Below are 25932 nucleotides of genomic sequence, written 5' to 3'. Positions count from 1 at the left end.
CGCGGGCGGAGGGCGTCGTGCCGGTCTGCGCGGGGCTCGCCCGCGAGCCCTGACCCGTACGGGTGCGGTGGACGGGTGCGCTCCCCCGCCCCGCCCTAGGTTCGAAGCAGCCACGGGCAGGCAGGGAGCGCCGCGCCGCGGCGGACCACCGACGACAGGAGGCCCGATGCCCTCGGACGCGGTGCTGTACCAGGCGGCGGCGCTGTGCCTGACGTACCCGGACGGCGCCTTCCGGGCCCGGCTGCCGCTGCTGCGCGAAGCGGCACCGCAACTGCGGGAGTTCACCGACCACGCGGCGGTGACGCCCGCACCGGAACTGGCCGCGCACTACGTGCGGGTCTTCGACGCCGACGACCGGCACAGCCTTCATCTGAGCCGGTGGCGGGACGACGGGGACCCCCGGCGTGGCATCTCGCTGGTCCGCCTCGAAGAGGTCTACCGGGAACACGGGCTGGAGTTCGCGGGCGCGGAACGGCCCGACTTCCTGCCCGCGGTCCTGGAGTTGACGGCCCGCACCGGCGACACGGATCTGCTCACCGGGCACCGGGACGGCCTGGAGCGGCTGCGGTCCCGGCTGAGCGGCCTCGGTACGCCGTACGCCGCGGTCCTGGACGCCGTGTGCGCCGCGCTGCCGGCCGAGGGCACCGGGACGGCGCGCCCGTGAGCGGCCTGTGAGCGGTACGGGTTCCGGGCGGGCGGGTCCTAGGCCGAGTCGCCCTTGTGGTCCTTGCGGTCCGTGGGGTCCCTTTCGTCGTCGACGATCTCCGCGTCCACCACGCCCTCCTCGTCCGACGCGCTCTGGCGGTCGGACGGGTCCTCGGTGCCGGTGCCGGTGCCGGTGCCGGTGCCTGCGGCGGACGCGTACATCGCCTGGCCCATCTTCTGGCTGACGGAGGCGAGTTTCTCCACCCCCGTGCGCAGGGCGGTCGTCTCGGCGTTCCCCTCCAGGAGCTGTTTGAGTTCCGTGACCGCCGACTCGACCTCGGCCCTGGTGTCGGCGGGCACCTTGTCCTCGTTCTCGCGGACGAACTTCTCGGTCTGGTAGACGAGTTGCTCGGCCTGGTTGCGGGTCTCGGCCGCCTCGCGGCGTTGGCGGTCCTCCTCCGCGTACTGTTCGGCCTCCCGCATCATGCGGTCGATGTCGTCCTTGGGCAGGGCCGAGCCGCCGGTCACGGTCATCTTCTGTTCGCGGCCGGTGGCGAGGTCCTTCGCGGAGACGTGCATGATGCCGTTCGCGTCGATGTCGAAGGCGACCTCGATCTGCGGGACGCCGCGCGGGGCGGGCGGCAGACCGCTGAGGTCGAAGACCCCGAGCTTCTTGTTGTACGCGGCGATCTCCCGTTCGCCCTGGTAGACCTGGATGCCGACGGAGGGCTGGTTGTCGGCGGCGGTGGTGAAGATCTCCGAACGGCGGGTGGGGATCGTGGTGTTGCGTTCGATCAGTTTGGTCATGATGCCGCCCTTGGTCTCGATGCCCAGGGACAGCGGGGTGACGTCGAGGAGCAGGACGTCCTTCACGTCACCGCGGATGACACCGGCCTGGAGAGCCGCGCCGACGGCGACGACCTCGTCCGGGTTGACGCCCTTGTGCGGCTCCTTGCCGGTGAGTTCCTTGACCAGGTCGGTGACGGCGGGCATCCGGGTCGAACCGCCGACCAGGATGACGTGGTCGATCGCGGACAGCTTCACCCCGGCGTCCTTGATCGCCTGGTGGAAGGGGGTCCGGCAGCGGTCGAGGAGGTCGGCGGTGAGTTCCTGGAACTGGGCGCGGGTCAGCTTCTCGTCGAGGTGGAGGGGGCCCTCGGCGGAGGCGGTGATGTAGGGCAGGTTGATCGTCGTCTCGGAGGAGCTGGACAGTTCGATCTTGGCCTTCTCGGCGCCCTCGCGCAGGCGTTGCAGGGCCATCCTGTCCTTGCCGAGGTCGATGCCGGACTGCCCCTTGAAGCGCTTGACCAGGTGCTCCACCATCCGCTGGTCCCAGTCGTCGCCGCCGAGGCGGGTGTCGCCGTTGGTGGCCTTGACCTCGATGACGCCGTCGCCGATCTCCAGCAGGGACACGTCGAAGGTGCCGCCGCCGAGGTCGAAGACGAGGACGGTCTGCTCCTCGCCCCGGTCGAGGCCGTAGGCGAGGGCGGCGGCGGTCGGCTCGTTGATGATCCTCAGGACCTTCAGGCCGGCGATCTCCCCGGCCTCCTTGGTGGCCTGCCGCTGGGTGTCGTCGAAGTACGCCGGTACGGTGATCACGGCGTCGGTGACGTCCTCGCCGAGGTAGGACTCCGCGTCGCGCTTCAGCTTCTGCAGCACCCGCGCGGACAGTTCCTGCGCCCGGTAGCGGGTGCCGTCGACGGACCCCTCCGCCGGGAAGCGCCAGGCGGGGTCGCCCATGTACCGCTTCACGGAGCGGGCGGTGCGGTCGACGTTGGTCACGGCCTGCCGTTTGGCGACCTCGCCGACGAGCACCTCGCCGTTCTTGGCGAACGCCACCACCGACGGGGTGGTCCTGGCTCCTTCCGCGTTGGCGACGACGGTGGATTCGCCGCCCTCCAGCACCGCCACCACCGAGTTCGTGGTCCCGAGATCGATTCCGACCGCACGTCCCATCGCTGTCCCCTTCCGCCGGCAGGGAGCTTCTCGCACTCCAGCACAAAACTTGAGTGCGCTCTTGTCAAGGGCACGTCCCGCGGAGGGACGGACACCCCGGCTCCACGGCACGGGTACCCCGGTTCAGGCGGACGGGTGCCCCGGTTCGAGGGACGGGTGTCCGAGCGGGTGTCCGTCGTGCCGGGCGCCGCGCAGGGCGAGGGCGCGGCGGGGGCGGTCGGTGACCAGGACGTCGACGCGCCGATCGGCGAGGAAGGCCCGCATCGGAAGGTCCTCGTTGACGGTCCACACCAGGGTGAACAGGCCCTGCCGGGCCGCCTCGCGCAGGACGCCGGCGCGTGCCAGCCGGTGGTGCGCGGCGACCCCGCCGGCGCCGCAGGCGCGGACCCGCCGCATCGGCAGCAGTTCGCTCAGCCGGGTACGGGTCAGGCGGGCCGGGGCGATCTCCCTGCGGTCGCGGCCCAGGGACAGGGCGGTGCGGACCCGGGGGAAGCTCCGGGTGATGGCGGCCACGGAACGGTCCTCCAGGGTGGTGGCGACGAAGCCGTCCGCCCCGAGCAGGGCGATCGCCCGGTCGATCACCACGTGCTCGTACCCGGTCTCCTTCAGGTCCAGGTGCCCGACCAGTTTCCCGGCGATCAGGGACATGACGTCGTCCACGACCGGGACAGCGTACCCGGCCCGCTCGCTCAGTTCCGCGTGGGTGAGCGCCGACAGGGGCGGCCCGGCGGGCCCGACGCGGGGGTCGTGGTAGACGACGAGGACGCCGTCGGCGGTCCGCCGGATGTCGAACTCGACGTACTCGGCACCCGACCGGATCGCGTCCTCGTAGGCCTCCCGGGTGGCCGCGGCGGCGTGTTCGGATCCGCCTCGGTGTGCGCACACGGCGGGTCGTGGCGGCATCGTCTCGTCAGCTCCCGGACGGGGATCGGGGCGCGGACACCGGGGCGGGCCGGCCGTCGAGGCTGAACGGCAGGGCCACGCGGGTCGGTTCACGGATCGCGGGGTCGAGTACCGCCGCGCCGCTGGAGGTTCCCGCCACCGTCCCCGCCTTCCGCCGACGTCAGCTGCCTACCCGGACCGGTGTCCGTGAACCGGCCCGCACACAGGCCGCCCCGGGAAGGGGCGGCCTGCGGGGGTGTCCGTCGTGAGGACGGGTCAGGTGAGCTTCGCGGACAGCGTGATCGGGACGGCCTTCAGTGCCTGGCTGACCGGGCAGTTGACCTTGGCGTCCTCGGCGGCGGCGACGAAGCCGTCCTCGTCGAGGCCCGGCACGGTGCCCTCGACGGTGAGGTGGATGCCGGTGATGCCCTCACCCGGCTGGAAGGTGACGTCGGCGGAAGTGACGAGCTTGGTGGGCGGGGTGCCCGCTCCGGCGAGGGCGTGCGAGAACGCCATGGAGAAGCAGCTGGAGTGGGCGGCCGCGATCAGCTCCTCGGGGCTGGTCCTGCCGTTCGCCTCCTGGGTGCGGGCGGCCCAGGTCACCGGCTGCTCGGCGATGGCGCCGGAGGAGTCGAAGGTGACGACCCCGTTGCCCTCGAGCAGGTTGCCTTCCCAGACGGTGTGTGCGGAGCGCGTGGTGGCCACGGTCATTCCTTTCCTAAGGTCCCGAATTCCGGGGTTCACGCCACCATACCGATCACGTCCGGCTCAGCTCACCCGGAAGACCGGCCCGCGCGCGCTGAACGGCAGTCGCGCCCCCTGCGGGATCAGGTAGGCGTGCTCGCGGCGGACCCGCAGCACGTCGCACCAGCCGTCGGTGATCACCAGGATCGGCGCGGCGGGCGGGAAGTCGTCCGCGCGGTGCAGCAGGTCGACGCCGGGCTGCAGGACGGTGCCGCCGCGGCCGTGCACCCGCACCCGGCCCGCGATGTCGGTGACGGGCAGATAGCCGGCGTCGTGCGGGGCCGCGTCGCAGAACACCACCCGGGCGGCCGGTACGTCCCGGGCCTCCGCGTACGAGGCGATCGCGCCGAGCGCCTTGCCGAGCAGGACCCGGTCCATGGAGCCGGAGGTGTCCAGGACGACGCCGAAGGTGCAGCGGGCGATCTCCTCGGGCGGGAAGTAACGCCCCGCGCGCGGGATGTCCGGCGTGGCCGCCTGCCGGCGCGCCGGGCGGGCGTAGGTCCGTACCGGCTCCGGGCGGGGCACGAACTCGTCGAACCAGCGGGCGAGCCGGGCGTCCCACGGCAGCGGCGGATGGCTGAGCGCGCGGATCTCCTGGACCAGGCCGCCGGGCAGGAAACCGCGCTCCTGCCCCTCGTGCAGGTCCAGGCCGTGGGCGAGGCCGCGGCGGTAGAACTCGTCCAGGTCGACGCATTCGCCGGGCGCGCGCAGCGGGCCGCCCAGGATGTCGCCGCGGCCCTTGCCGCGCAGCGTGGACAGGCGGCGCATCCGCCGCAGGTCGACGGCGATGCGGTCGTAGACCTCCTCCGCGGACAGACCGGTCAGTTCCGGGTCGTGGAGCAGGCCCGCGGGCATGGTGCCGACCTGCATCTCGGTCAGCCAGCCGTTGATGACGTAGTCGCAGGCGACGTTGAAGAGGTACGGGTCGCGGGTGCCGCAGCGGTCGCCGTGCCGCAGGGCCGCGTGCAGCATCTCGTGCGCGAGGACGAACCGCCATTCCTCGTCGTCGAGTTCGCGCAGGGGGTTGACGTAGATCTCGCCCGCCTCCGCGTCCACCGCGGCCACGGAGATGTCGTGGGCGCGGGCGAGTTCCGCGTCGGCGACGATCCTGATGCCGGCCGCGATGCCGCCGAGCAGCGGGTAGGAGGACACGAACCAGCTCAGCGCGCGTTCCCAGGGGCGCAGCCGGGTCGGCTCGCCGGTCATGGAGTCGCGTCGGCCGCCCGCCAGGTCGAGGGCGGTGGACATGGTGCGGGTCAGGGCGGTCGCGAACGCCGCCTGCCAGTCCGGGACGTGCGGATCCCACTTGTTCCAGGGCACGAGGACCTGGTCGGCCTCCCCGGCGGCCGTGCCGCAGTGTTCGTACGCGCCCGGGATGCCCGCTCGCCGCCAGCCGGCGGCCAGTTGCTCCTCGTCACCGCCGGGGTAGGACGGCGGCAGGTGGTCCGGCGCCCGGCCGACGGGAGAGGTCAGCAGGAAGCGGTTGACGACCGTGCAGCGGGCGGCGAGGTCGTAGCGGTCGGGCTGGACGCGCTCGCCGTGCGCGGCGGGGACGTGACCGAAGCCGAGGTGGATCAGGGCGTGGGCGATGGCCCAGGCCCAGTCCTCGGGTTCCGCGAGGCGGGTGGGGTGCAGATGCACGCGGCCGTTGGAGGTGACCCGGGCGAGGCCGTCCCGGGGGGCCAGTTCGCAGTCCTTGTCGCGGCACGTGGTGGCGTCGATCGCGGCCAGCGCCGGGTTCGCCCGCACCAGCCGCAGGCCCTCGGCGCACGCCTCGGCGGCCGGGTCCTTCTTCGGCTGAGCCCGCTTGCCGCCCCGGCTCACCGGCGCGCCTCCACCAGCCGGGGCATGTCACGGGCCGCCTCGATGAGGAACCAGGCGGGCAGCAGCGGGTTGCCGTCGGGGTCGGAGGCGATGACGCTCTGGGCGACCTCCACGGAGATCTCCGCGAGCTGCACGAGCAGGGACTTGGCGCGGTACGCGGTCTGCCGGCCGTTCGCCGACATGTGCTCCTTGCTGGCCGGGAGTTCCTTGATCAGCCGGCCGCGGAAGGACTCGGCGAGGTAGTACAGCAGGTCGCGGTCCTCCATGCGGCTCGGCCAGCGGGCGTCGCCCTTGAGGATCGCCTCGATGCCGAACCGGCTGCGCACGATCTTGACGTACCCGCAGAACGCCATCGCGTGGGCGGGCGTCAGGGTGCCGTGCGCGAGGACCTTCAGGGTCTCCTCGTCGAGGCCGGGGCCGAAGGAGTGCAGGGCGTCGGAGAGCATGTGCCAGGAACGGGGCGTGGAGAACGGCTCCTCGGTCTTCGGCGGCTTGGACCACAGGTGGCCGGGCCGGTCCGTGAGGTGGTCGACGATCCAGGGGTGGATGCCGTTGCCCGCGGCCCAGGCCAGCCAGTCCCTCGGGGACGCCTCCAGGTGGACGTGGGTGAGGCGGTTGACCAGGGCGGAGGCGATCGGGCGGGCCAGGGCGTTGTCGGTGGCACGGTTGCCGGCGCCGATGACGATGGAGCCCCCCGGCAGTTCGTAGTTCCCGATCCGGCGGTCCAGGATCAGCGAGTAGAACGCCTTCTGCACGTCCGGGGTAGCCGCGTTCAGCTCGTCCAGGAACAGACAGTACGGCTCGTCGCGGGCGATGGCCTCCGGCGGGCAGAACACCGAGCGTCCGTCGCGGATCTGGGGCACGCCGATCAGGTCCTCGGGGGCGAGCTGGGTGCCGAGCAGACTCACACACTCCAGGCCGAGCGATGCGGCGAACTCCCGCACCAGGGAGGACTTTCCGATGCCGGGGGCGCCCCAGACGAAGACCGGCCGCACCGTGGCGAGACCGAGCAGCAGGTCGGGCAGACGGGAGGGCGTGACCGTGACGGCTGCCTGCACGCGGAGACTCCTGGGGTGTTCGAGAAGGGCGCGCAGGTGTGCGGCGCCGGATACGAACAGTCTGAGGGGGGCGGTCGGCCGGCGCAGCTGTTTTTTCCTGGCCCTCGCCACGCCCGAACACCACCGGCGCCACCGGCGGGCGGGCCGCGTGTGCCCGCCGGGGTGGCCTGAATGTGCCCTGGGCACATCCGTCCGGCGGTGGGACGGTGATCCACGGTCCTTCGTGCACCCGCTCCTCCTGGCCATGGGGGTACGGGAGGAGTGGCGGAGGGCGTGGGTTCAGGCGGCGCGTCGTTCGCGGCGCGCCGCCAGCGGGACCTGGGGGCCGTCCGTCTCGCGCAGCCAGCGGCGCAGCACGCGGTGGATGTGCTCGGCGCCGGCCAGTTCCGCCCCGTCCTCGACGGGGGCGGACAGGGTGAGCGGCGACAGCAGGAAGGCCTTCCCCTGGGCGCCGCCGAGACCGCCGTGCGAGCCGATCTGCTCCTCGAAGGCGAGGACCTCTCCCTCGACCGGGTCGTACCAGGAGTTGACCATGATGTCGGCGGTGTGCGGGAACGAGTGGGTGCGGCGGACGGCGTCGGCGGCTCCGGGGCCGAAGTCGGCGAGCGGGCCGGGCTTCTCGTCGAGGTCGTCCAGCGGGATCTCCGTGCCGAACGGGCCGAGGACCACCCCGCCGTGCCGCTCGCTGCGCACCAGCAGGAACCCGATGCCGGGGTGGTTGGCGAGGGTCGTCAGCAGGGCGGGGTGGCGGGCGTCGATCTCCTCCTTGGTCATCCGGTGCGGCACGTCCGGGAAGGAGACCAGGCCCAGGTTGCCCGAGGCCAGCACGATCGGCTCGGAGCCGCGTGCGGGCCGGTACTGCTCACCGACCTCCTCGACCGGCCGGCGCAGCGCGGTGCGCACGGCCGCGCGGGCCTCGGCGCCGCTGTGGGTGCGGCGCGCCCTGCGCGGCACGGGCAGCCCGCAGCCGGCCCGCACCAGGTCGCCGAGGGTGAGGCCGTAGCGGGCGCGGAAGGTCTCGCCGGGGCTCTGGCCGTGGTCGGAGAGCACCACGATCCGGTAGGGACGCGGGGCGTGCTCGGCGACGTTCTCGATCAGGGCGAGGGAGCGGTCGAGACGTTCGAGGACCTTCTCGGCGTCACGGCTGGTCGGCCCCGAGTGGTGGGCCACCTCGTCGTAGGCGACGAGGTCGGCGTAGACGGCGGTGCGGCCCGCGAGCATGTCGCCCGTGACGGCGGCGACGACGACATCGCGTTCGACGACGGTCGCGAACGCGCGGATGAAGGGGTAGAGGCCGCCGCGTCCCACCCGGGGGCGGGCCTTGCGCACGCGCGCCCGGGTGGACTCGCCGATCTCCCGGCCGACGTCGGCGACGAAGGACATGGCGGTGCGCACCGCGTTGGCCGGGTCGGAGAAGTAGGCGAAGTAGCCCGCCCGGGAGCGGGTCTCGCGGCTGCGGCGGCGGGTGGCTATGGACAGCACGAGGGCCTGCTGCTCGGCGCCGCCGGAGAACAGGTTGCCGCGGCTGGCGCCGTCGACGCCGAGCAGCCCGTCGTCACCGGTGGCCTCGACGGCACGGCGCTGGAGTTCGGCGGCGCTGGTCGGGCGGTTGCAGACCATCACCTCGCGGCGGTCCTTCTCGTACCAGCGGAAGGCGGGCACGTCGTGATTGCTGCCGTGCAGGATGCCGAGCTGGCTGGCGCCGGTCTGGCTGGACCAGTCGGTGCGCCAGGGAGTGAGGCGGTGGGTGCCTCTGCGGGCCGCGCCGAGACCGTCACCGACGCCGAGCCAGCGGGCGACGGTGGGCATCAGGCCCTTGCCGACCGCGTCCAGCAGCACGTCGTGGCCGACGCCGTCGAGCTGCATGAACACGATGCCGTGAGTGGCGGGGCCGGCCGGGCCGGATCGGCGGCGGCGGTCGGCGAGGCGGTACAGGCGGCGCCGGTAGGCGTCGTCGTCGCGGACGGCCAGGGCGGCGCCGGTCGCGGAGGCGACGGCGGACATCACGGCGGCCACCACGACCGCGGTCTCCGGGGCGGCGTCGCCCTGCTCGGTGGGGTTCAGCCGCAGCGCGAGCAGCAGCAGCGCGCCGTTGAGGAAGAACACCAGCAGCCCGAGCACCAGCGCGGGCACGAGCAGCAGCAGCCGCACGAGAAGGGGCCAGGCGAGGGCCGACAGGAGACCGAAGGCGCCGGCGCCGAACGCGGCGGTGACGGCGATCCGGGTGGCGCTGTCGTCGTCGGCGGACTGGAGCCGGAAGTCCGGCAGGAGTCCGGCCAGCAGCAACATCGTGAGGGTGGAGACGGCCCACACGGCGACGCTCCGCCCGACCTGACTGGCCACCCGCCGCCAACGCCCCGCACGCACGCCCCGCACCTCACGTCCCCGGCCCGTCGTCGGTGCGGGCCTGAGCCAAGCCTGTCATACGGGGTTTCGCGGCACCGCTGCCGCGGTCCACCGCCCGTCCCGCCGCGGTCCACCGCGGGTCCCAGGGCTTCCCGCCGCATCCTTCCGCGGGCTACCGCCCGTCGTACCCGGCCGTCGGCATGGACAGCCGCCGGTGCACCCGTGCCTTCATCTGGGCGTCGTACGACGGTTCCGCACGGCCGACCGTCTCCACCCGCACCCCGCGGCGCGCGCACTCTGCGGTGAACTCGTCGACCGACGACAGCGCGCTGCGCAGCACGCGCAGGCTCGGCGCGACGAACAGGTCACGGCCGGGCCGTACGCCTTCCCACAGGACGTCGTGGTCGGGACGCAGCGCGCACACGAGGAGTTCCCGGGTGACCACGTGGCCCCGCTCGGCGGCCCAGCGGGCGCACATCGCGTGCTGGCTGCGGGAGTCCACCAGGAAGGGGTCGTCGTCCAGTTCCTGAAGGGGCGTCAGGCTGGCGATCGCCGTGACGCGCAACGGACCGGGCGTGCCGTAGGCACCGCGCATGTGTCCCATGGAGCCCCCCCTCACCTCCGGGTTTCGCCGCCGACCCTACTCCTGCCCGTAGGCTTCGGGGAGTCGCGCGAAGGAGGCAAAGAGGTGCCGGTGGAGATCACCTGGTGGGGTCACGCCACCTGCACGGTCGTGGACTCGCACGTCCGCGTGCTCACCGATCCCCTGTTCGCCCGTCGGCTGGCGCATCTGCGCCGCCGCCGGGGCGCGCTCCCGCCGCCCGGCGCCTGGCACGCCGACGTGGCGCTGGTCTCCCACCTGCACGCCGACCATCTGCACGTCCCGTCGCTCGCGCGGCTCACCCCGGGCACGCGCCTGCTCGTGCCCCGGGGCGCACCACGGGCGGTACCGGGGCTGCGCCGGCTCACGCATCTCCAGGTGCGCGAGGTGGCGCCCGGTGACGAGATACGGGTCGGCGATCTGGCGATACGGGTGGTGCCCGCCCTGCACGACGGGCGGCGGCTGCCGCTCGGTCCGCACCGCTCCCCCGCCCTCGGCTATGTCGTCGAGGGGGAGGCCCGCACGTACTTCGCCGGGGACACCGGCCTGTTCGACGAGATGGCCAAGGAGGTCGGGCCGGTCGACGTGGCGCTGCTGCCGGTGGGCGGCTGGGGCCCGTACCTCGGCGAGGGGCATCTGGACGCGGGGCGGGCCGCCGAGGCGCTGGCCCGGCTGGGACCGCGCAGCGCGGTGCCGGTGCACTACGGCACGTACTGGCCGATCGGGATGGACGCCGTGCGCCCGCACGAGTTCCACACGCCGGGCGAGGAGTTCGTGCGCCGGGCGGCCGAGCGCGCGCCCGAGGTGGCGGTGCACCGGCTCGGGCACGGGGAGAGCGTCCGGCTGGAGGCCGCCCGGTGACCTGGCTCGCCGCCCTTCCGACGACCGTGCCGTTCGCGTCGACCCACCAGGCGATCGGCTATCCCACGCTGTTCCTGCTGGTGCTGATCGGGGCGCTGGTGCCGGTCGTGCCCACCGGCGCGCTGGTGAGTTCGGCCGCCGTGGTGGCGTTCCACCAGGCGGCGCCGCTCGCGCTGGCGATCGTGTTCGTGACGGCGTCGGCGGCCGCGTTCCTCGGGGACGCGACGCTGTACTGGCTGGGGCGACGCGGGATGCGGTCGAAGAACGGCTCGCGCTGGCTGGAGGCGCTCCGCTCCCGTGCCCCCGAGGACCGGCTCGGTCAGGCCCAGGAGAAGCTCGCCGACCACGGGGTGGCGGTGCTGGTGCTGTCCCGGCTGGTGCCGGCGGGCCGGATCCCGGTGATGCTGGCCTGTCTGATGGCGAAGTGGCCGATGCGCAGGTTCGCCCGGGGGAACCTGCCGGCGTGTCTGGCCTGGGCGGTGACCTACCAGCTGATCGGGATCCTCGGCGGCTCGCTGTTCAGCGAGCCCTGGAAGGGCGTGGTCGCGGCGGTCGCCCTGACCGTGCTGATCAGCGCGGCACCAAGCCTGTGGCGGCGCGTCCGGAGGACTGCGGCGCAGTAACCGGCCCCTCGGATAACTCGAAACCCGGCAGCGGGGCGGGCGGGCAGTCGGGAGCGCGGCGGTCGGTGGGCGGGAGCCCAGTGGGGCGCCGGAGCCCAGCGGTGGGCGGGAGCGTGGCGGTGGGCGGGAGCCGCAAGGCCGGGAGCCGGGAGGCCGGTGGCACCGGAGCCAGTAGCTCGGGAGCTCGACGGCACCCGAGTCAACGGCCCGGGAGGCCGACTGCTCAGCAGTCAGGGGGGCGGGAGTCAGTACGCCGGGAGGCCGGGGGTTCGGTCGAGGACGCGGGAGCCTCCCACCGGCAGGTCCCACAGGTCGTCGCGGTCCAGCCCCGCCTTCTTCCAGGCGGCCCGCACCCGGGTGAGCGGCTCCAGCACCGGTTCCGCCGACAGGACGAACGTCGCCCAGTGCATGGGTGCCATCCGCCGGGCCCCGAGGTCCTGCGCGGCGCGGACCGCCTCCTCCGGGTCGCAGTGGACGTCGCTCAGCCACCAGCGGGGGTCGTAGGCGCCGATCGGCAGCAGGGCGAGGTCGATCCCGGGGTGGCGCTCCCCGATGCGGGCGAACCAGTGGCCGTATCCCGTGTCGCCCGCGAAGTAGACGCGCCGGCCGTCCGGGGCGGTGAGGACCCAGCCGCCCCACAGGCTGCGGCAGGTGTCGGTGAGGGAACGCTTGGACCAGTGGTGGGACGGGACGAAGTCGAAGCGCACTCCGTCCAGTTCGGCCGCCTCCCACCAGTCCAGCTCGGTGACGTTCGTGAACCGGCGGCGGTGGAACCAGCGGGCGAGTCCGGCGGGCACGAACACCGGGGTGTGGCGCGGGAGCCGGCGCAGTGTGGGCGCGTCCAGGTGGTCGTAGTGGTTGTGGCTGATGACGACCGCGTCGACGGACGGCAGGTCGTTCCAGGCGATGCCGACCGGAGTGATACGGGCCGGGGTGCCGAGGATGCGGCGGGACCAGACGGGGTCGGTGAGGACGGTCAGCCCGCCGATCTGCACGACCCAGCTGGCGTGCCCGGCCCAGGAGACGGCGACCGTGCCGGCGTCGACGCGGGGCAGCGGGGCCGGGGCGAAGGGCAGCCGGGGAATGTCGGCGAGGCCCTCCCGGCCGGGGCGGATGGCGCCCTCGCGGGCGAAGCGGGCCATGGCCTTGAGGCCGGGCAGCGGGGCGGTCAGGCGGTCGTGGAAGGTCCGCGGCCACACCCGGCGTTCGCCGAGCGGTCTGGGCGCGGTCGGAGGCGCGAAGGGGGTCGGGGTCGCCGGAGCACCGCTGTCCCGGGCGGGGGTGCTCGTGGTCGACTCGGACTGTTGCGTCATCGAGAAGGCTCCCGTCGCTGAGCGTCGTCGCGAAGATCGTCGAAGACCGATTCCAGAAGGATCAACGCGCGTCGCACGTGTGGCAGTTCCAACGGCGAGGGTGAATCGAGGCAGTGCGCGCGCTCCTCGTCCGTACCCGCGCCCAGCAGCGGGCCGGTGGACAGGCGCACGCGCAGCGCCCCGAGGTCGTCGCCGAAGCGGTGGCCGCCGGGAGCGGGCATACCCAGCCGGGCGGTGAGGAAGTCCTCCAGGTCCTGGGCGTCGTCGACGCCGTGCGTGGCGAGCCCGGGCCGCAGGGGATCGAGGTCGACGTAGAGGTGACGCCCGGCCTGCGGGGGCCGGGCGACGGCGCCCGCGGCGGTCACGGCGGTGTACGCGGCGGCGGCCACGCGCGCGTGCAGGCGTACGACGGCCCGGCGGCGGGCGACGACCGGCTCGGGCTCCTCCAGGGCGTACGCGGCCGCGGCGGCGACCGGTGTGGCGACGCGGGCGCCGAGCGCGGTGAGGACGTCGAGCACGCGCGCGTGCAGACCGTTCCCGTCGGACCCGCCCGCGGGGAAGCGGGCGGCGGCGGCCGGCCAGCCGGTCGGCAGCAGCGCGCCGGCCAGATCGGTCAGGACGGTGACCCGGTCGGGCAGCATCTCCGCCGGGCTGAGCAGCACGGTGCCGTGCGGATCGTGCACGGTGTCGCGCCAGGTCTCGTCGCTCACCAGGTGCAGGCCCTCCCCGACGGCGGCCTCCAGAGTCTCGTGCAGCAGTTCGGGCGGGGCGACGGTGGCGGTGGGATCGTCGGCGACGGACAGCACGAGCAGCCGGGGGTCACCGCCCTCGGCGCGTACCCGGCGCACGGTCTCCAGGAGTGCGTACGGATCCGGGACACCGCCGGACTCGGCCTGGGTCGGCACGTGGAAGGCGGGTCGCCCCAGCAGGCGCGCGTACGGCGCCCACCAGGCGGCGCAGGGCCGCGGTACCAGGACGTCACCGCCGAGCGCGGCGGTCAGCGCGAGCAGCAGGGCCGGGGCGCCGGGGGCGGCGACCACCCGGTCTGCCTCGGTGGGCAGCCCGCGCCGGTCCCAGTGTCCGCACGTGGCGTCCAGCAGAGCCGGCCCGCCGCCGACGGGTTCGCTCTCCGCGCGGCCGGCCGCGGTGGCGAGCACGGCGGACAGTTCGGGCAGCACCGGCAGCCCGTCCTCGGGGAGCGGCGGCCCGAAGCGGACGGGGCCGTGGCCTTCCGGGTCCGTCCGCGGCATCCGTACCTCCGTAGGGGACCGGTGAGGCTGCTCTTCCCGTCCGTCGACCATGGTCCGGTGTGTCCGGTGGCCGCTGTGAGGGCGCGTGCGGTGCGGGTCGTTCCCTCGGGTTCTGGGTACCCACGGTGACGGGGTGCCATGAGCGCCGATGAGAGTTGCGCGGGTCACACGGCGGAGGCGGCCGCCGTCGGACGGTGACATCGGGGTGCGGGGCTGAGACGGGGCGGCCGCCGGATCAGTGGTCGGTCGCGGGCTCCTTGCGGCGCAGGCGGTGGACGGCCGCGCCGAACGCGCCCGCGATCAGCAGGCCGCCGGCGACCAGGGCGGGCACGGAGTCGGTGAAGGCGCCGCCCGCACCCGCCCGGACCCCGCGCGGGACGACCGCGCCGCCGCAGGACTCGGCCTCGGTGTGCGACTCAGCGCAGGCGGTGCCGGTGGCACAGGACCCGGTGTGCGACTCAGCGCAGGGGCTGCTGGTGGCACAGGACCCGGTGTGCGACTCAGCGCAGGCGGTGCCGGTGGCACAGGACCCGGTGTGCGACTCGGCGCACGGCTTGTCGCTCCCCCGCTGCACGGTGAACGTCACGCTCCACTGCGCGCCCTTCCCGCCGGGCGGGGCCGGGCAGGTGCCGTCGACGGTCCACGCGGAGTCCGGGCCGACCGCGTCCACGCCCTCCTCGAAGTGCTCGGCGGGGGCGAGGCGGGCGGTGCCCTCGTAGGCGGGGCCGGAGAGCTCGTCGTCCTCGCCGGGCACGAGCTTCAGCTTGACGCTGCCCGCCTCGAAGGCCTCCGAGGCGGCGTCGATCGTGTCGGGCGCCGGTCCGCCGGTCGGTTCGCAGGCGACGGAGACGGTGACGCTGTCGCCCGGGGACGCGGTGCCCGGGCTGACCTCCGCGGTCGGCTCCGCGGCAGCGGTCGGCTCCGCGGAGGCCGCCGGCACGGCGAGGCCGAGGACGGCACCGGCCAGGACGGCGACGGACAGGGCACGGGCACTGCGGCACATGGGGTGGGCTCCTTCGGCCGGCTGCGGGGACACGGCGGTCGTGCCTCCGCAGCCATCACAGCCCGCCCACCGCGGGGCCGCGCGCGGCCGGACACCATTCGCGGGACGGGACCGGCCGAGCGGGTGACACGATCGCCCCCTCCAGGGCGGGCCCGGCTCGCACGGTGCGGAGGTGACCACCGACCGCCGAACCCGCTGATGGCCGTTGCCTGATCGCCGATCGCCGACGAACGCTCCGCAACCAGACCCGCTGCCTCTACCGCCGCCGCCACCGCCACCGCTGCGCCGACCAGCCGCCTGCCCTCGGGCTACGCGCCGGCGTCCTTCATGACCTGTTCCCGCACCTGGCCGCAGCACCGGTTGATCAGCCGGGACACGTGCATCTGCGAGATCCCCAGCTGTTCGGCGATCCGGCTCTGGGTCATGTCCTTGAAGAACCGCATGTACAGGATCGCCCGTTCCCGCTCGGGCAGCGCGGCCAGCCGAGCCCTCACCGCCTCCCGGTCCACGACCGTGTCCAGCGCGGGATCGGAGGACCCGAGCGCGTCGCTGAGCGAGTACCCGTCGTCACTGCCGGGCAGCTCGGCGTCCAGGGACAGCGCGGTGAAGCTCTCCAGTGCCTCCAGCCCGGCGCGCACGTCGTCCTCGCTCATCTGCGCGTGCTCGGCTATCTCCGCGACGGTGGGCCGGCGCCCGGAGATGGTCTGGGACAGGTCCTGGCCGGCGAAGCGGACGCGGTTGCGCAGGTCCTGGATCCGGCGCGGTACGTGCAGCGTCCACATGTGGTCGCGGAAGTGCCGCTTGATCTCGCCGGTGATGGTCGGCACGGCGTAGCTCTCGAAGGCGTTGGCGCGCTCGGGGTCGTAGCGGTCGACGGCCTTGACCAGGCCGAGGGCCGCGACCTGGCGCAGGTCGTCGAGGCTCTCGCCGCGGCTGCGGAAGCGTCCCGCGAGCCGGTCGGCCATGGGCAGCCAGGCCTCGACGATCTGCCCGCGGAGCGTGTCGCGCTCGGGTCCCGGGGGCAGCTCGGCCAGCCTGCGGAACGCCTCGGCCGTGTCGGGTGCGTCGTCGTGCGGGTGGTGCTTCGCGCTCACTTGGGTGGGCATGTGCGTCGCAACTCCCTTGGTCGTGCTTGGGGTGGACGGAATCCGTGGGAGCGCGTCCGCGGAGGCCGCAGGCGCGTCCGGGGCGGCGAAGGGGCCGCTCCGACGGACGTGCCTCCGGTCCGAAGCACTGTGAGTGCGCCTGCCCCGGGCTCCGCGCCGCAAACCGGGCAGGTTTTCCGGGGGCGGGCCGGGTGACTCGTAGGGCTGCTGTGTGTGTCACCTATGGCCGGGAGGTCCGTATATGAGCACCAAGGTCTCCGACCACGTTCTGCGGCGGCTGCGCGAGTGGGGTGTGGAGCAGGTCTTCGGCTATCCCGGCGACGGCATCAACGGTCTGCTCGCCGCCTGGGGGCGGGCCGAGAACCAGCCCCGTTTCATCCAGTCGCGGCACGAGGAGATGTCCGCGCTGCAAGCGGTGGGGTACGCCAAGTTCAGCGGGCGGCTCGGGGTGTGCGTGGCGACCTCGGGGCCCGGCGCGATCCACCTGCTGAACGGGTTGTACGACGCCAAGCTGGACCATGTGCCGGTGGTGGCGATCGTCGGGCAGACGCACCGCAGCGCGATGGGCGGCTCCTATCAGCAGGAGGTGGACCTGCACGCGCTGTTCAAGGACGTCGCCTCCGAGTTCCTGGAGACGGTGACCGTTCCCGAGCAGCTGCCGAACGTGCTGGACCGGGCGATCCGTACCGCGTACGCGCGCCGCTGTCCCACGGCCGTCATCATCCCGGGCGATGTGCAGGAGCTCGACTACTCGCCGCCCACACACGAGTTCAAGATGGTGCCCTCCAGCCTGGACCGCAGTTCCTGGACGGCGATTCCGTCCGAGGAGTCCCTCCAGCGGGCGGCGGAGATCCTCAACTCCGGTGACAAGGTGGCCATTCTGGTCGGCCAGGGGGCGGCCGGGGCGCGGGCCGAGGTGGAGCGGGTCGCGGAGATGCTCGGCGCGGGCGTCGCCAAGGCGCTGCTCGGCAAGGACGTCCTGAGTGACGAACTCCCGTACGTCACCGGCTCGATCGGACTGCTCGGCACCCGCCCGTCGTACGAGCTGATGCGGGACTGCGACACCCTGCTGACCATCGGGTCGTCGTTCCCGTACACGCAGTTCCTGCCGGAGTTCGACAAGGCGCGGGGCGTGCAGATCGACATCGACCCGCACATGGTCGGGATGCGGTATCCGTACGAGGTGAACCTCGTCGGGGACGCGAAGGCGACGCTTCAGCGGCTGATCCTGCTGCTGGACGCGGAGCGCGGCGAGCGTGACTGGTACGAGACGGTGTGCGCGAACGTGAAGCGGTGGCGCGGGGTGATGGAGCGGCGGGCGCTGCAGTCGGCCGATCCGATCAACCCGGAGTACGTGGCGCACACGCTGGACGCGCTGCTGCCGTCCGACGCGATCGTCACCTCGGACTCGGGCTCGGCGGCGAACTGGTACGCGCGGCACCTGACCATGCGGCCGGGGATGCGCGGCTCGCTGTCGGGGACGCTGGCGACGATGGGCTGCGGCGTGCCGTACGCCATCGGCGCGAAGTTCGCACACCCGGACCGGCCGGTGATCGCGCTGGTCGGGGACGGCGCGATGCAGATGAACGGCCTGGCCGAGATGATCACGGCGGCGAAGTACCGCGATCTGTGGGAGGACCCGCGGCTGGTCGTGGCGGTGTGGAACAACCACGACCTCAACCAGGTCACGTGGGAGATGCGGGCCATGGGAGGCGCCCCGTCCTTCCTGCCCTCGCAGGAGCTGCCCGACGTGCGGTACGCGGAGTTCGCCCGCTCGCTGGGCCTGACCGGGATCCGCGTGGAGAAGCCGGAGGACGTCGAGGCGGGCTGGCGGGCCGGCCTGGAGGCGGACGGTCCCGCGGTGATCGAGTTCCTCACCGACCCGGCGGTGCCGCCGGTCCCGCCGCACGCCACCTGGGACCAGATGGAGGCCACGGCCGCCTCGATCCTCAGGGGCGACGCGGACAGCGCGTCCATGGTCAGGCAGGGCTTCAAGGCGAAGGTGCAGGAGTTCCTGCCGGGCCGGGAGAAGAAGTGACCTGACTGCTCCTGCCGAGGAGCCCTGGTTCCTGGCGGGCGGTCAGTCGGGTGTCTCGGACGAGTCGGCCGGTTCGGAGTCGTCGGCTGGTTCGGGCCGCTGGATGTCGTCGTTGGTCCCGGTCCAGCTGGCCAGCAGGGGTGTGTCCGCGCACCCTGGCGGCACATCGGCGAGAACGCTGTTCCGGTTTCCGCTACTCGCGGATCTCGTACGCGGACCTCGTTCACCGGAGGTGTCTCCCGGCGCGGATCCCGTCATCGCCGGCGCAGCTGCAGAAGACATCAAAGGATCAGGGACCTCCCACGCTCGTGGGCTTTCGATCCGCCGAACATGTCACTGGCGCGGAGCGACATGGTGCCTCCTGCTACCCCGCCGGGTCAGGAAGCCGTTTCCTGTCGCACCACCGGAACGACGGGGGCGACCGGGGCCACCGGAGACGGGGCGGCGGACGGTTCGGGACGGTCGGGCTCCTCGCCCGGCAACAGCAGGTCCTCGTAGCGCCCCAGCGCCAGCACCACGCCGAGCATGAGAAGCGGGATGATCACAGCGAGCACCGCCATGGCCTGTCCTTCCGCGGGAGTGTGCGCGGGGGGCCTGAGCCGGGTCTCCCGCCATTCGGGGGACAAACCCCGTGTCGACGTCGGGTCCTCGGGTACGCGGTGGCCACCCCCGAAGATCTGGAGGGAGACATGCAGCGAGGCAGCGACCGGCTGAGCCGTCACCGTGACGACGAGATGAAACACGAACTGCAGGGTCTGCTGCGGTCCGGGCACCCCACCCGGACCGAGGAGTGGCACGACCCCGAGCCGACCGCCGACGACGATCCACAGATCGCGGGCGGGCCGGTGGCACCGGGCCGCGCCGGGGCGTCGCTGGAGGCGGTCCGGCTGGAACTGGCCCGGATCCTGGGCCGCGGCTCGTTCCCCGCGAGTACCGGGGACCTGGTGCACGTCCTGCGCCGGAAGAACGCGCCCGACCCGCTGACCGAGGCAGTGGGGCGGCTGCCGCGCAAGGAGCGCTACGCCAATGTCCAGGAACTGGCGCGGGCAGTGACCCGGAGGGAGGACCGGCAGTGACAGCCGACCTGGTGAAGGACGTGATGACGGCGGGTGTGGTGGCCGTCCGCCCGGACTCCTCGCTCGTCGAGGCGGCGCAGTTGATGCGCGCGCAGGACATCGGCGACGTCCTGGTGGCGGACGGGCAGCACGTCGTCGGCGTGCTCACCGACCGGGACATCACCGTGCGGGCCGTCGCCGACGGTATCGATCCGCTGACGGTGAGCGCCGGGTCGGTGTGCACGCCTGACCCGGTCATCGTGGCCCCTGACGACCCGGTGTCGGCCGCGGTCGCGCTGATGCGGGCGCACGCCGTACGGCGGCTGCCGGTCGTCGAGGACGGGATGCCGGTCGGGATGGTGAGCCTCGGCGACCTCGCCGAGGCCCAGGACCCGGACTCGGCGCTCGCCGACATCAGCCGGGCCGCACCGGACTCCGTGCGGGAGAGCAACGGACGGGAGACCCTGTGAGGCAGGGGCCCGTCCCGGCCGCCGGGACCGCCGCCGGGGGAGCCGCCGCCGTTCGGCGTGCGGTCCCGGTGGGCGGGGCCCGCCCGCCGGCCAGGTCGGGTCCCGCCGCGGGGCGGCCGGGACGGGACGGCCCCGAGGCATGACGGCCCGTACCGCGTGTCGCGTCGGTGGCCGCTGCCGCGCGGCCGGGGACGCGAGCAGGCACGTGGGCAACGACAGAACGGTAAGAAGCGCGCGACGGCGGCGAGGTCGCCGAGCCCCCGCTGACGCGCGCCAGAGGTTGCGAAGTTCCAAAGGGAAGGACGTCGAACCACCATGCGCATCGCGTTTCTGACAGCGCCCGAAGGCGTCGAGCAGGTCGAGCTGACCGATCCGTGGCAGGCGGCGAAGGACGCGGGCCACGAACCCGTGCTCGTGTCGACCCGGTCCGGTGAGATCCAGGCGTTCAACCACCTCGACAAGGCCGACACGTTCCGTGTGGACGAGGTGGTCGGCGAGACGTCGGCCGACTCCTTCGGCGGGCTGGTCCTGCCGGGCGGGGTGGCCAACCCGGACTTCCTGCGGATGGACGAGAAGGCCGTGGCGTTCGTGCGGGACTTCTTCGCGCAGGGGCGGCCGGTGGCCGCGATCTGCCACGCCCCCTGGACGCTCGTCGAGGCGGACGTCGTCCGCGGCCGGGTGCTCACCTCCTGGCCGAGTCTGCGGACGGACATCCGCAACGCGGGCGGCACCTGGGTGGACGAGCAGGTGAAGGTCTGCGACCACGGCACCAACAAGCTGGTCACCAGCCGCAAGCCGGACGACCTGAAGGCGTTCTGCGAGACGTACCTGGAGGTGTTCGGTCAGGAGACCGCCTGACGGACCCGGCCGGCCCGGCTGCCGGCCCGTCGGGCCGACCGCGGGAGCGGCGCGGGAGGGCACGCGCGAGGCGTATGCTCCCGCTGCGCCGCTGACCGGCCGGGATCGCTACCGGCCGGGATCGCTACCGGCCGGGATCGCTCAGGAGCGGGGAGTCGTCGACTCCCCGCTCACGCGTTCCCGCGCCCCCTCACGGGTGCGGCCCGCGGCCACCGGGCGGTCCGGGTTGCGCCGCAGGTACTCGCCCTCCAGCTGCGCCATGCGCTCGTTGTGGGCCCGCAGGGCGTCGTTCGAGGCATAGAGCAGCGTGTCGTGACGCGTGCGGTGGATGGTCTCCAGCTCCTTCATGAGCTGCTGGTCGTCCAGCCGGGCGGCGTCGACTCCGGTCGTGGTCAGGTCCCGCTCGTCATGTTCGTTCATGGCCCCCGGGTACCCGCCCGACACGCACTCCCACCGAACGACATCCGGGAGACGACCAGGCTCTCGCCTTCGGGCCCCGGCCGGCCGGTAGGAAAGGCGGGCGCCGGTGGGCGGCCCGGGCGCCGGCCGTGCCGGACGCAGTCCCCCTTGCGGGCTGCCGGACCAGTGCCCCGCAGCGGCCTGCCGGGGGCGGTACCCGTGGCGGACTGCCGAGCCGAGTGACTCCCGCCAGGCTTCCGCGGCCCGCAGCGGCCGCGCCTCGCCGTGTTCGTGAGGCTGCGCACGCAGCGACCCGCCGGACTGCCGAGCCCGGTGCCCCACAGCGGCCTGCCGAGCCCGGTCCCCCGGGCCTGCCGAGCCCGGTCCCCCAGGCCCGGGTGCCACCCACCGGCCCGCCGGACCCGGGGCCACCGGACCGCCAGACCCGGCACCCCCGGACTACCGGGCCCGTTCCACGCGTCGTTCGTCCCAGACCGGTTCCGCCGTCTCGCGGACCCGGCCGTCGCTGCCGAAGACCAGGTAGCGGTCGAAGGAGCGGGCGAACCAGCGGTCGTGGGTGACCGCGAGGACCGTGCCGTCGAAGGCCTCCAGGCCCTCCTGGAGGGCTTCGGCGGACTCCAGGTCGAGGTTGTCGGTCGGCTCGTCGAGCAGCAGGGCCGTGACGCCCTGGAGCTCCAGCAGGAGGATCTGGAAGCGTGCCTGCTGGCCGCCGGAGAGCCGCTCGAAGGTCTGCTCGGCCTGGTTCGTCAGCTCGTAGCGGCGCAGCCGGGACATCGCGGCGCCCCGGTCCTGGGCGTGCTCCTTCCAGAGGATGTCCAGGAGCGTGCGGGCCTGTAGCTCAGGGTGGGCGTGCGTCTGGGCGAAGTGGCCCGGCACCACGCGCGCGCCGAGCTTCCACATCCCCGTGTGGGTCACCTCCTCGCCGGCCAGCAACCGCAGGAAGTGCGACTTGCCGGAGCCGTTGGAGCCGAGGACGGCGACCCGCTCGCCGTAGAACACCTCCAGGTCGAACGGCTTCATCAGGCCGGTCAGTTCGAGGCCTTCGCAGGTGACGGCCCGGACCCCGGTACGGCCGCCCTTCAGGCGCATCCTGATGTCCTGCTCGCGCGGCGGCTCCGGCGGCGGGCCCACCTCCTCGAACTTGCGCAGGCGGGTCTGGGCGGCCTGGTAGCGGGAGGCCAGCTCATGGCTGATGCTGGCCGCCTGACGGAGGTTCAGGACGAGTTTCCTCAGCTGGGCGTGCTTCTCGTCCCAGCGGCGGCGCAACTCCTCGAAGCGGGCGAAGCGTTCCCGCCGGGCCTCGTGGTACGTGGCGAAGCCGCCGCCGTGCACCCAGGCGTCGGCGCCCGCGGGGCCCGGCTCGACGGAGACGATCTTCTCGGCGGCGCGGGCGAGGAGTTCACGGTCGTGGGAGACGAAGAGCACCGTCTTGCGGGTCTCCTTCAGGCGCTCCTCCAGCCAGCGCTTGCCGGGCACGTCGAGGTAGTTGTCGGGCTCGTCCAGCAGCAGCACCTCGTCGGTGCCGCGCAGCAGCGCCTCCAGCACCAGCCGCTTCTGCTCACCGCCGGACAGCGTGCGCACCTGCCGCCACTGCGCCTTCTCGTACGGCACCCCGAGCGCGGCCGTGGTGCACATGTCCCACAGCGTCTCCGCCTCGTAGCCGCGCACCTCGGCCCAGTCGGACAGGGCCTGCGCGTACGCCAGCTGGGCGGCCTCGTCGTCGACGGTCATCAGGGCGTGCTCGGCCTTGTCGACGGCGTCGGCCGCCTCCCGGATGCGGGGCGGGGCGACGGACACCAGCAGGTCCCGTACGGTCGTCTCGTCCCGTACGGAACCCACGAACTGGCGCATCACGCCGAGGCCGCCGCTGACGGTGACGGATCCGCCGTGCGGTTTCAGCTCGCCGGAGATCAGCCGCAGCAGGGTCGTCTTGCCGGCGCCGTTGGGTCCGACGAGTGCCACGACGGCCCCTTCGCCGACCCGGAAGGACACATCGCCGAGCAGCGCCCTCCCGTCGGGGAGGTCGTACTCGAGGTGCGCTGCTTCCAGGTGTCCCATGGGAAGTCAGTCTGCGGTCGCGGAACCGCCCCCGACAAGCCGATTTCCCACCGGTCCGGCACCCGGACCGGGCCGTCACAGCGTGTGTGGGGCCGTACAGGTTCCGTGCGGGCCGGGGTACACGCAGGGCATGAGTCCCGACGTCGACCTCACCGCCCTCAATCCCGGATCCCACGTCCTGCGCGACCGGCTGCTGGCCCTCGACTGCCGGCTGTTCGAGTTCGCCGCCGAAAGTCACTGGCCCGGCGCCGAGCGCGTCCTGCCGCGGCTGAGCCGGAGCGCCAACCACGGGGTGCTGTGGTTCGCGACGGCGGCCGCGATGGCCGCGGCCCGCACCCCGCGCGGCCGCCGGGCGGCCGCGCGGGGCCTGGCCTCGCTGAGCCTTGCCTCCGTGACCATCAACACCCTCGGCAAGCGCTCGGTGCGCCGGTCGCGGCCCGTGCTGGACCCGGTGCCGCTGGTCCGGCAGCTGAAGCGGCAGCCGATCACCACGTCGTTCCCGTCCGGTCACTCCGCCTCCGCCGCCGCGTTCGCCGCCGGGGTCGCCCTGGAGTCGCCGTCCTGGGGCGCGGCGGTGGCCCCGGTCGCGTTCTCGGTGGCCGCCTCCCGCGTCTACACCGGCGTCCACTTCCCGAGCGACGTGCTGGCGGGCGCCGCGCTGGGCGCGGGCGCCGCGTTCGCCGTACGGCGGCTGGTACCGACCCGGGCCCAGGCCGTGCCGTCGGCCCGGCCGCGCGCCGAGGTGCCCGCGCTGCCGGACGGCGAGGGACTGGTGATGGTCGCGAACACCGGCTCGGGCACCGCCGACCGGGTCCGCGCGCTGGGCGCCGTGCTGCCCGCGGCCGAGATCGTGGAGTGCGAACCGGCCGACGTACCGGCCGCGCTGGAGAAGGCGGCGGCCCGCGCCCGGGTGCTCGGGGTGTGCGGCGGCGACGGCACGGTCAACACCGCCGCCGGCATCGCCCTGCGCCACGGCCTGCCCCTCGCGGTGCTGCCCGGCGGCACGCTGAACCACTTCGCCTACGACCTCGGCGTGGAGGGGGTCCGCGATCTGAGCCGGGCCGTCCAGGAGGGCGAGGGCGTGCGGGTGGACGTGGGCCGGTTCACCAGCGGCCCGCAGGAAGGCTTCTTCCTCAACACCTTCAGCCTGGGCGTGTACCCCGAGCTGGTGCGTGAGCGGGAGCGCTGGTCGTCCCGGATCGGCGGCTGGCCGGCCGGGGTGCTCGCCGCGCTGCGGGTGGTGCGCGCCGACCGGCATCCGCTGGAGGCGCGGCTCCGGGGCGAACCGCGGCCGCTGTGGCTGGTGTTCGTCGGCAACGGCACGTACCACCGGATGGGCCTCACGCCCGGCCGCCGGCTCGACCTGGCGGACGGGCGGCTCGACGTCCGGGTCGTGCACGGCGGCCGCCGACCCGCCGTGCGGCTGCTCGCCGCCGCCCTCGCCGGACCGCTGACCCGCTCCCCCGCCCACGCGGCGGTCCAGGTCGGCCGCCTCCACCTGGCCGGCATCGGGCCGGGCACGCTGCTGGCGTACGACGGCGAGGTCACCGAGGCGGCGGGCGAGGTGACGCTGGAGAAGCTGCCGCAGGCCCTGACCGTCTACCGTCCGCTGCCCACCGGCTGATTCGCCGATCCCTCCCCGTCAGTCCACATACCAAGACACCTGGTCTCAACATGCGACATGCGGGCGTACGGTGATCCGTATCGCCGCAGGGGCCGCACGGTTCCTCGCGCGCCGGTATGCCGAGAGGGGATCAGCCATGTCCGAGGCCCGGGAGACGGCCGTCTACACGCACGGGCACCACGAGTCGGTGCTGCGTTCCCACACCTGGCGCACCGCCGCCAACTCGGCGGCCTACCTGCTCGGTTCCCTGACGCCGCGCATGCGGATCCTGGACATCGGCTGCGGGCCGGGCACGATCACCGCCGACCTGGCGGAACTGGTCCCCGAGGGCCACGTCACCGGCGTCGACCACGCGCCGGGGATCCTGGAGCGGGCCCGGGCCACGGCCGCCGGGCGCCGGCTCACCAACGTCGACCTCGCGGTCGCCGACGTGCACGCGCTCGACTTCCCGGACGACACCTTCGACGTGGTCCACGCCCATCAGGTGCTCCAGCACGTCGGCGACCCGGTGCGGGCGCTGCGCGAGATGCGGCGGGTCACCGCGCCCGGCGGTCTCGTCGCCGTGCGCGACGCGGACTACGCGGCGATGACCTGGTACCCCGGGTCTCCCGGGATGGACGACTGGCTGGACCTGTACCGCCGGGTGGCCCGCGCCAACGGCGGCGAGCCGGACGCCGGACGCCGGCTGAAAGCGTGGGCGCTGCGGGCCGGCCTGACGGACGTCACGGCGACGTCCGGCACCTGGACCTTCGCCACCGCCGACGAGCGGGCCTGGTGGAGCGGCCTGTGGGCGGACCGCACGGTGGCCTCCGGGTACGCGGAGCGGGCCACGGCGGGCGGGCACGCCACCGTCGAGCGACTGCGGGCCGTGGCCGAGGCGTGGCGGGAGTGGGGCGCCCGCGAGGACGGGTGGTTCAGTGTGCTCCACGGAGAGATCCTGTGCCGAAAAGAAGCCTGATTCCGCGTTTCCGGGAAACACGGAATACAGGAGGTTCGTCATGGTTCCCATTCTGCTGGTACTGCTTCTGGTGCTGATTCTTTTCGGCGCCGGATTCGCGGTGGAACTGCTCTGGTGGATTGCACTGGCTGTTCTGGTGCTGTGGCTTCTGGGTTTCCTGATGCGGGGTACGACCGCGGGCGGGGGCAGGAGTCGTTGGTACAGGTGGTGAGGTGACCCCGGGAGGTTGTCCCGGGGCC

24 protein-coding genes are annotated in these 25932 nt (G+C 73.5%); 10 read left to right on the top strand and 14 right to left on the bottom strand.

From position 1 onward, the window contains the following. Positions 1–166: 166 nt before the first annotated feature. Positions 167–664, top strand: a complete 498-nt coding sequence (locus QQS16_RS32700) for a nitrate reductase molybdenum cofactor assembly chaperone (protein WP_286065661.1) — start codon at positions 167–169, stop codon at positions 662–664. Between the two features lie 38 nt (positions 665–702). Here QQS16_RS32700 and dnaK read toward each other — a convergent pair whose 3' ends face one another. The 7 genes from dnaK to QQS16_RS32665 all read right to left on the bottom strand — a co-directional run bounded on the left by dnaK (position 703) and on the right by QQS16_RS32665 (position 10059). Continuing rightward, positions 703–2601 (bottom strand): molecular chaperone DnaK, encoded by a 1899-nt coding sequence (gene dnaK / locus QQS16_RS32695; protein WP_286065660.1) that lies wholly within the window; start codon positions 2599–2601, stop codon positions 703–705. Between the two features lie 123 nt (positions 2602–2724). Continuing rightward, positions 2725–3504: a glycerophosphodiester phosphodiesterase family protein gene (locus tag QQS16_RS32690; RefSeq protein ID WP_286065659.1), complete on the bottom strand. Its 780-nt coding sequence runs from the start codon at positions 3502–3504 to the stop codon at positions 2725–2727. Between the two features lie 255 nt (positions 3505–3759). Next, positions 3760–4188, bottom strand: a complete 429-nt coding sequence (locus QQS16_RS32685) for an OsmC family protein (protein WP_286065658.1) — start codon at positions 4186–4188, stop codon at positions 3760–3762. A 63-nt stretch (positions 4189–4251) separates the two neighbouring features. Then, the gene (locus tag QQS16_RS32680; protein ID WP_286065657.1) at positions 4252–6051 is read right to left on the bottom strand and encodes a vWA domain-containing protein; all 1800 of its coding nucleotides are present in this window, start codon (positions 6049–6051) and stop codon (positions 4252–4254) included. Continuing rightward, on the bottom strand, positions 6048–7109 hold the full coding sequence (locus tag QQS16_RS32675; protein ID WP_286065656.1) for an ATP-binding protein: 1062 nt from the start codon (positions 7107–7109) through the stop codon (positions 6048–6050). Before QQS16_RS32675 ends, QQS16_RS32680 begins: the two co-directional genes overlap by 4 nt. 279 nt (positions 7110–7388) lie before the next feature. Next, positions 7389–9485 carry a phage holin family protein gene (locus tag QQS16_RS32670; protein ID WP_286065655.1) on the bottom strand — a complete coding sequence of 699 codons (2097 nt, stop codon included), beginning with the start codon at positions 9483–9485 and terminating at the stop codon, positions 7389–7391. A gap of 142 nt (positions 9486–9627) precedes the next feature. Then, positions 9628–10059 carry a hypothetical protein gene (locus QQS16_RS32665; protein WP_286065654.1) on the bottom strand — a complete coding sequence of 144 codons (432 nt, stop codon included), beginning with the start codon at positions 10057–10059 and terminating at the stop codon, positions 9628–9630. Between the two features lie 84 nt (positions 10060–10143). On the opposite strand from QQS16_RS32665, the gene QQS16_RS32660 reads away from it, so the two are divergent. Then, the gene (locus QQS16_RS32660) at positions 10144–10917 is read left to right on the top strand and encodes an MBL fold metallo-hydrolase (protein WP_286065653.1); all 774 of its coding nucleotides are present in this window, start codon (positions 10144–10146) and stop codon (positions 10915–10917) included. Beyond that, complete coding sequence (locus tag QQS16_RS32655) at positions 10914–11540, top strand: DedA family protein (RefSeq protein ID WP_286065652.1); 627 nt, start codon at positions 10914–10916, stop codon at positions 11538–11540. The genes QQS16_RS32660 and QQS16_RS32655 overlap by 4 nt, the downstream gene beginning before the upstream one ends. 245 nt (positions 11541–11785) lie before the next feature. Here QQS16_RS32655 and QQS16_RS32650 read toward each other — a convergent pair whose 3' ends face one another. The 4 genes from QQS16_RS32650 to QQS16_RS32635 all read right to left on the bottom strand — a co-directional run bounded on the left by QQS16_RS32650 (position 11786) and on the right by QQS16_RS32635 (position 16212). Next, positions 11786–12853: an MBL fold metallo-hydrolase gene (locus QQS16_RS32650; RefSeq protein ID WP_286065651.1), complete on the bottom strand. Its 1068-nt coding sequence runs from the start codon at positions 12851–12853 to the stop codon at positions 11786–11788. Continuing rightward, on the bottom strand, positions 12850–14103 hold the full coding sequence (locus tag QQS16_RS32645; RefSeq protein ID WP_286065650.1) for an aminotransferase class I/II-fold pyridoxal phosphate-dependent enzyme: 1254 nt from the start codon (positions 14101–14103) through the stop codon (positions 12850–12852). The genes QQS16_RS32650 and QQS16_RS32645 overlap by 4 nt, the downstream gene beginning before the upstream one ends. 235 nt (positions 14104–14338) lie before the next feature. Further along, on the bottom strand, positions 14339–15106 hold the full coding sequence (locus QQS16_RS32640; protein WP_286065649.1) for a hypothetical protein: 768 nt from the start codon (positions 15104–15106) through the stop codon (positions 14339–14341). A gap of 308 nt (positions 15107–15414) precedes the next feature. Beyond that, positions 15415–16212, bottom strand: a complete 798-nt coding sequence (locus tag QQS16_RS32635; RefSeq protein ID WP_286065648.1) for an RNA polymerase sigma factor SigF — start codon at positions 16210–16212, stop codon at positions 15415–15417. 241 nt (positions 16213–16453) lie between these two features. Between QQS16_RS32635 and QQS16_RS32630 the strand changes: the two genes are divergently transcribed. After that, on the top strand, positions 16454–18250 hold the full coding sequence (locus QQS16_RS32630) for a thiamine pyrophosphate-requiring protein (protein WP_286065647.1): 1797 nt from the start codon (positions 16454–16456) through the stop codon (positions 18248–18250). Positions 18251–18627: 377 nt separating this feature from the next. Here the strand turns inward: QQS16_RS32630 and QQS16_RS32625 are convergent, their stop codons facing one another. Then, on the bottom strand, positions 18628–18810 hold the full coding sequence (locus QQS16_RS32625; RefSeq protein WP_286065646.1) for a hypothetical protein: 183 nt from the start codon (positions 18808–18810) through the stop codon (positions 18628–18630). Positions 18811–18939: 129 nt separating this feature from the next. Here QQS16_RS32625 and QQS16_RS32620 point away from each other — a divergent pair, with 129 nt between their 5' ends. The 3 genes from QQS16_RS32620 to QQS16_RS32610 all read left to right on the top strand — a co-directional run bounded on the left by QQS16_RS32620 (position 18940) and on the right by QQS16_RS32610 (position 20633). Next, complete coding sequence (locus tag QQS16_RS32620; protein ID WP_286065645.1) at positions 18940–19326, top strand: DUF2795 domain-containing protein; 387 nt, start codon at positions 18940–18942, stop codon at positions 19324–19326. Further along, on the top strand, positions 19323–19775 hold the full coding sequence (locus tag QQS16_RS32615) for a CBS domain-containing protein (RefSeq protein ID WP_286065644.1): 453 nt from the start codon (positions 19323–19325) through the stop codon (positions 19773–19775). The genes QQS16_RS32620 and QQS16_RS32615 overlap by 4 nt, the downstream gene beginning before the upstream one ends. 315 nt (positions 19776–20090) lie before the next feature. Next, positions 20091–20633 carry a type 1 glutamine amidotransferase domain-containing protein gene (locus QQS16_RS32610; protein WP_286065643.1) on the top strand — a complete coding sequence of 181 codons (543 nt, stop codon included), beginning with the start codon at positions 20091–20093 and terminating at the stop codon, positions 20631–20633. 141 nt (positions 20634–20774) lie between these two features. Here QQS16_RS32610 and QQS16_RS32605 read toward each other — a convergent pair whose 3' ends face one another. Continuing rightward, positions 20775–21053 (bottom strand): DUF6158 family protein, encoded by a 279-nt coding sequence (locus QQS16_RS32605; RefSeq protein WP_286065642.1) that lies wholly within the window; start codon positions 21051–21053, stop codon positions 20775–20777. Positions 21054–21491: 438 nt separating this feature from the next. Further along, the gene (locus tag QQS16_RS32600) at positions 21492–23111 is read right to left on the bottom strand and encodes an ABC-F family ATP-binding cassette domain-containing protein (RefSeq protein ID WP_286065641.1); all 1620 of its coding nucleotides are present in this window, start codon (positions 23109–23111) and stop codon (positions 21492–21494) included. A gap of 130 nt (positions 23112–23241) precedes the next feature. Between QQS16_RS32600 and QQS16_RS32595 the strand changes: the two genes are divergently transcribed. From QQS16_RS32595 to QQS16_RS32585, 3 genes are all read left to right on the top strand, one after another. Further along, positions 23242–24735 carry a bifunctional phosphatase PAP2/diacylglycerol kinase family protein gene (locus QQS16_RS32595; RefSeq protein ID WP_286065640.1) on the top strand — a complete coding sequence of 498 codons (1494 nt, stop codon included), beginning with the start codon at positions 23242–23244 and terminating at the stop codon, positions 24733–24735. A 136-nt stretch (positions 24736–24871) separates the two neighbouring features. Then, entirely contained in the window at positions 24872–25693 is an 822-nt protein-coding gene (locus QQS16_RS32590; protein WP_286065639.1) for a methyltransferase domain-containing protein, read from the top strand. A gap of 40 nt (positions 25694–25733) precedes the next feature. Then, positions 25734–25904, top strand: coding sequence for a hydrophobic protein (locus QQS16_RS32585; RefSeq protein ID WP_286065638.1), 171 nt, complete (start codon positions 25734–25736; stop codon positions 25902–25904). The last annotated feature ends 28 nt before the right edge of the window (positions 25905–25932 follow it).

Origin of the sequence: Streptomyces sp. ALI-76-A (assembly GCF_030287445.1) — a bacterium.
GTDB lineage: Bacteria > Actinomycetota > Actinomycetes > Streptomycetales > Streptomycetaceae > Streptomyces.
The sequence above is the reverse complement of the archived record's forward strand: the minus strand, read 5'-3'. Positions and strand labels throughout refer to the sequence as shown.

Coding starts and splice junctions, on each gene's coding strand:
- QQS16_RS32620 (WP_286065645.1), top strand. CDS start 18,940: ATGCAGCGAGGCAGCGACCGGCTGAGCCGTCACCGTGACGACGAGATG.
- QQS16_RS32650 (WP_286065651.1), bottom strand. CDS start 12,853: ATGACGCAACAGTCCGAGTCGACCACGAGCACCCCCGCCCGGGACAGC.
- QQS16_RS32605 (WP_286065642.1), bottom strand. CDS start 21,053: ATGAACGAACATGACGAGCGGGACCTGACCACGACCGGAGTCGACGCC.
- QQS16_RS32630 (WP_286065647.1), top strand. CDS start 16,454: ATGAGCACCAAGGTCTCCGACCACGTTCTGCGGCGGCTGCGCGAGTGG.
- QQS16_RS32590 (WP_286065639.1), top strand. CDS start 24,872: ATGTCCGAGGCCCGGGAGACGGCCGTCTACACGCACGGGCACCACGAG.
- QQS16_RS32610 (WP_286065643.1), top strand. CDS start 20,091: ATGCGCATCGCGTTTCTGACAGCGCCCGAAGGCGTCGAGCAGGTCGAG.
- QQS16_RS32645 (WP_286065650.1), bottom strand. CDS start 14,103: ATGCCGCGGACGGACCCGGAAGGCCACGGCCCCGTCCGCTTCGGGCCG.
- QQS16_RS32600 (WP_286065641.1), bottom strand. CDS start 23,111: ATGGGACACCTGGAAGCAGCGCACCTCGAGTACGACCTCCCCGACGGG.
- QQS16_RS32585 (WP_286065638.1), top strand. CDS start 25,734: ATGGTTCCCATTCTGCTGGTACTGCTTCTGGTGCTGATTCTTTTCGGC.
- QQS16_RS32595 (WP_286065640.1), top strand. CDS start 23,242: ATGAGTCCCGACGTCGACCTCACCGCCCTCAATCCCGGATCCCACGTC.
- QQS16_RS32625 (WP_286065646.1), bottom strand. CDS start 18,810: ATGGCGGTGCTCGCTGTGATCATCCCGCTTCTCATGCTCGGCGTGGTG.
- QQS16_RS32700 (WP_286065661.1), top strand. CDS start 167: ATGCCCTCGGACGCGGTGCTGTACCAGGCGGCGGCGCTGTGCCTGACG.
- QQS16_RS32690 (WP_286065659.1), bottom strand. CDS start 3,504: ATGCCGCCACGACCCGCCGTGTGCGCACACCGAGGCGGATCCGAACAC.
- QQS16_RS32635 (WP_286065648.1), bottom strand. CDS start 16,212: ATGCCCACCCAAGTGAGCGCGAAGCACCACCCGCACGACGACGCACCC.
- QQS16_RS32640 (WP_286065649.1), bottom strand. CDS start 15,106: ATGTGCCGCAGTGCCCGTGCCCTGTCCGTCGCCGTCCTGGCCGGTGCC.
- dnaK (WP_286065660.1), bottom strand. CDS start 2,601: ATGGGACGTGCGGTCGGAATCGATCTCGGGACCACGAACTCGGTGGTG.
- QQS16_RS32665 (WP_286065654.1), bottom strand. CDS start 10,059: ATGGGACACATGCGCGGTGCCTACGGCACGCCCGGTCCGTTGCGCGTC.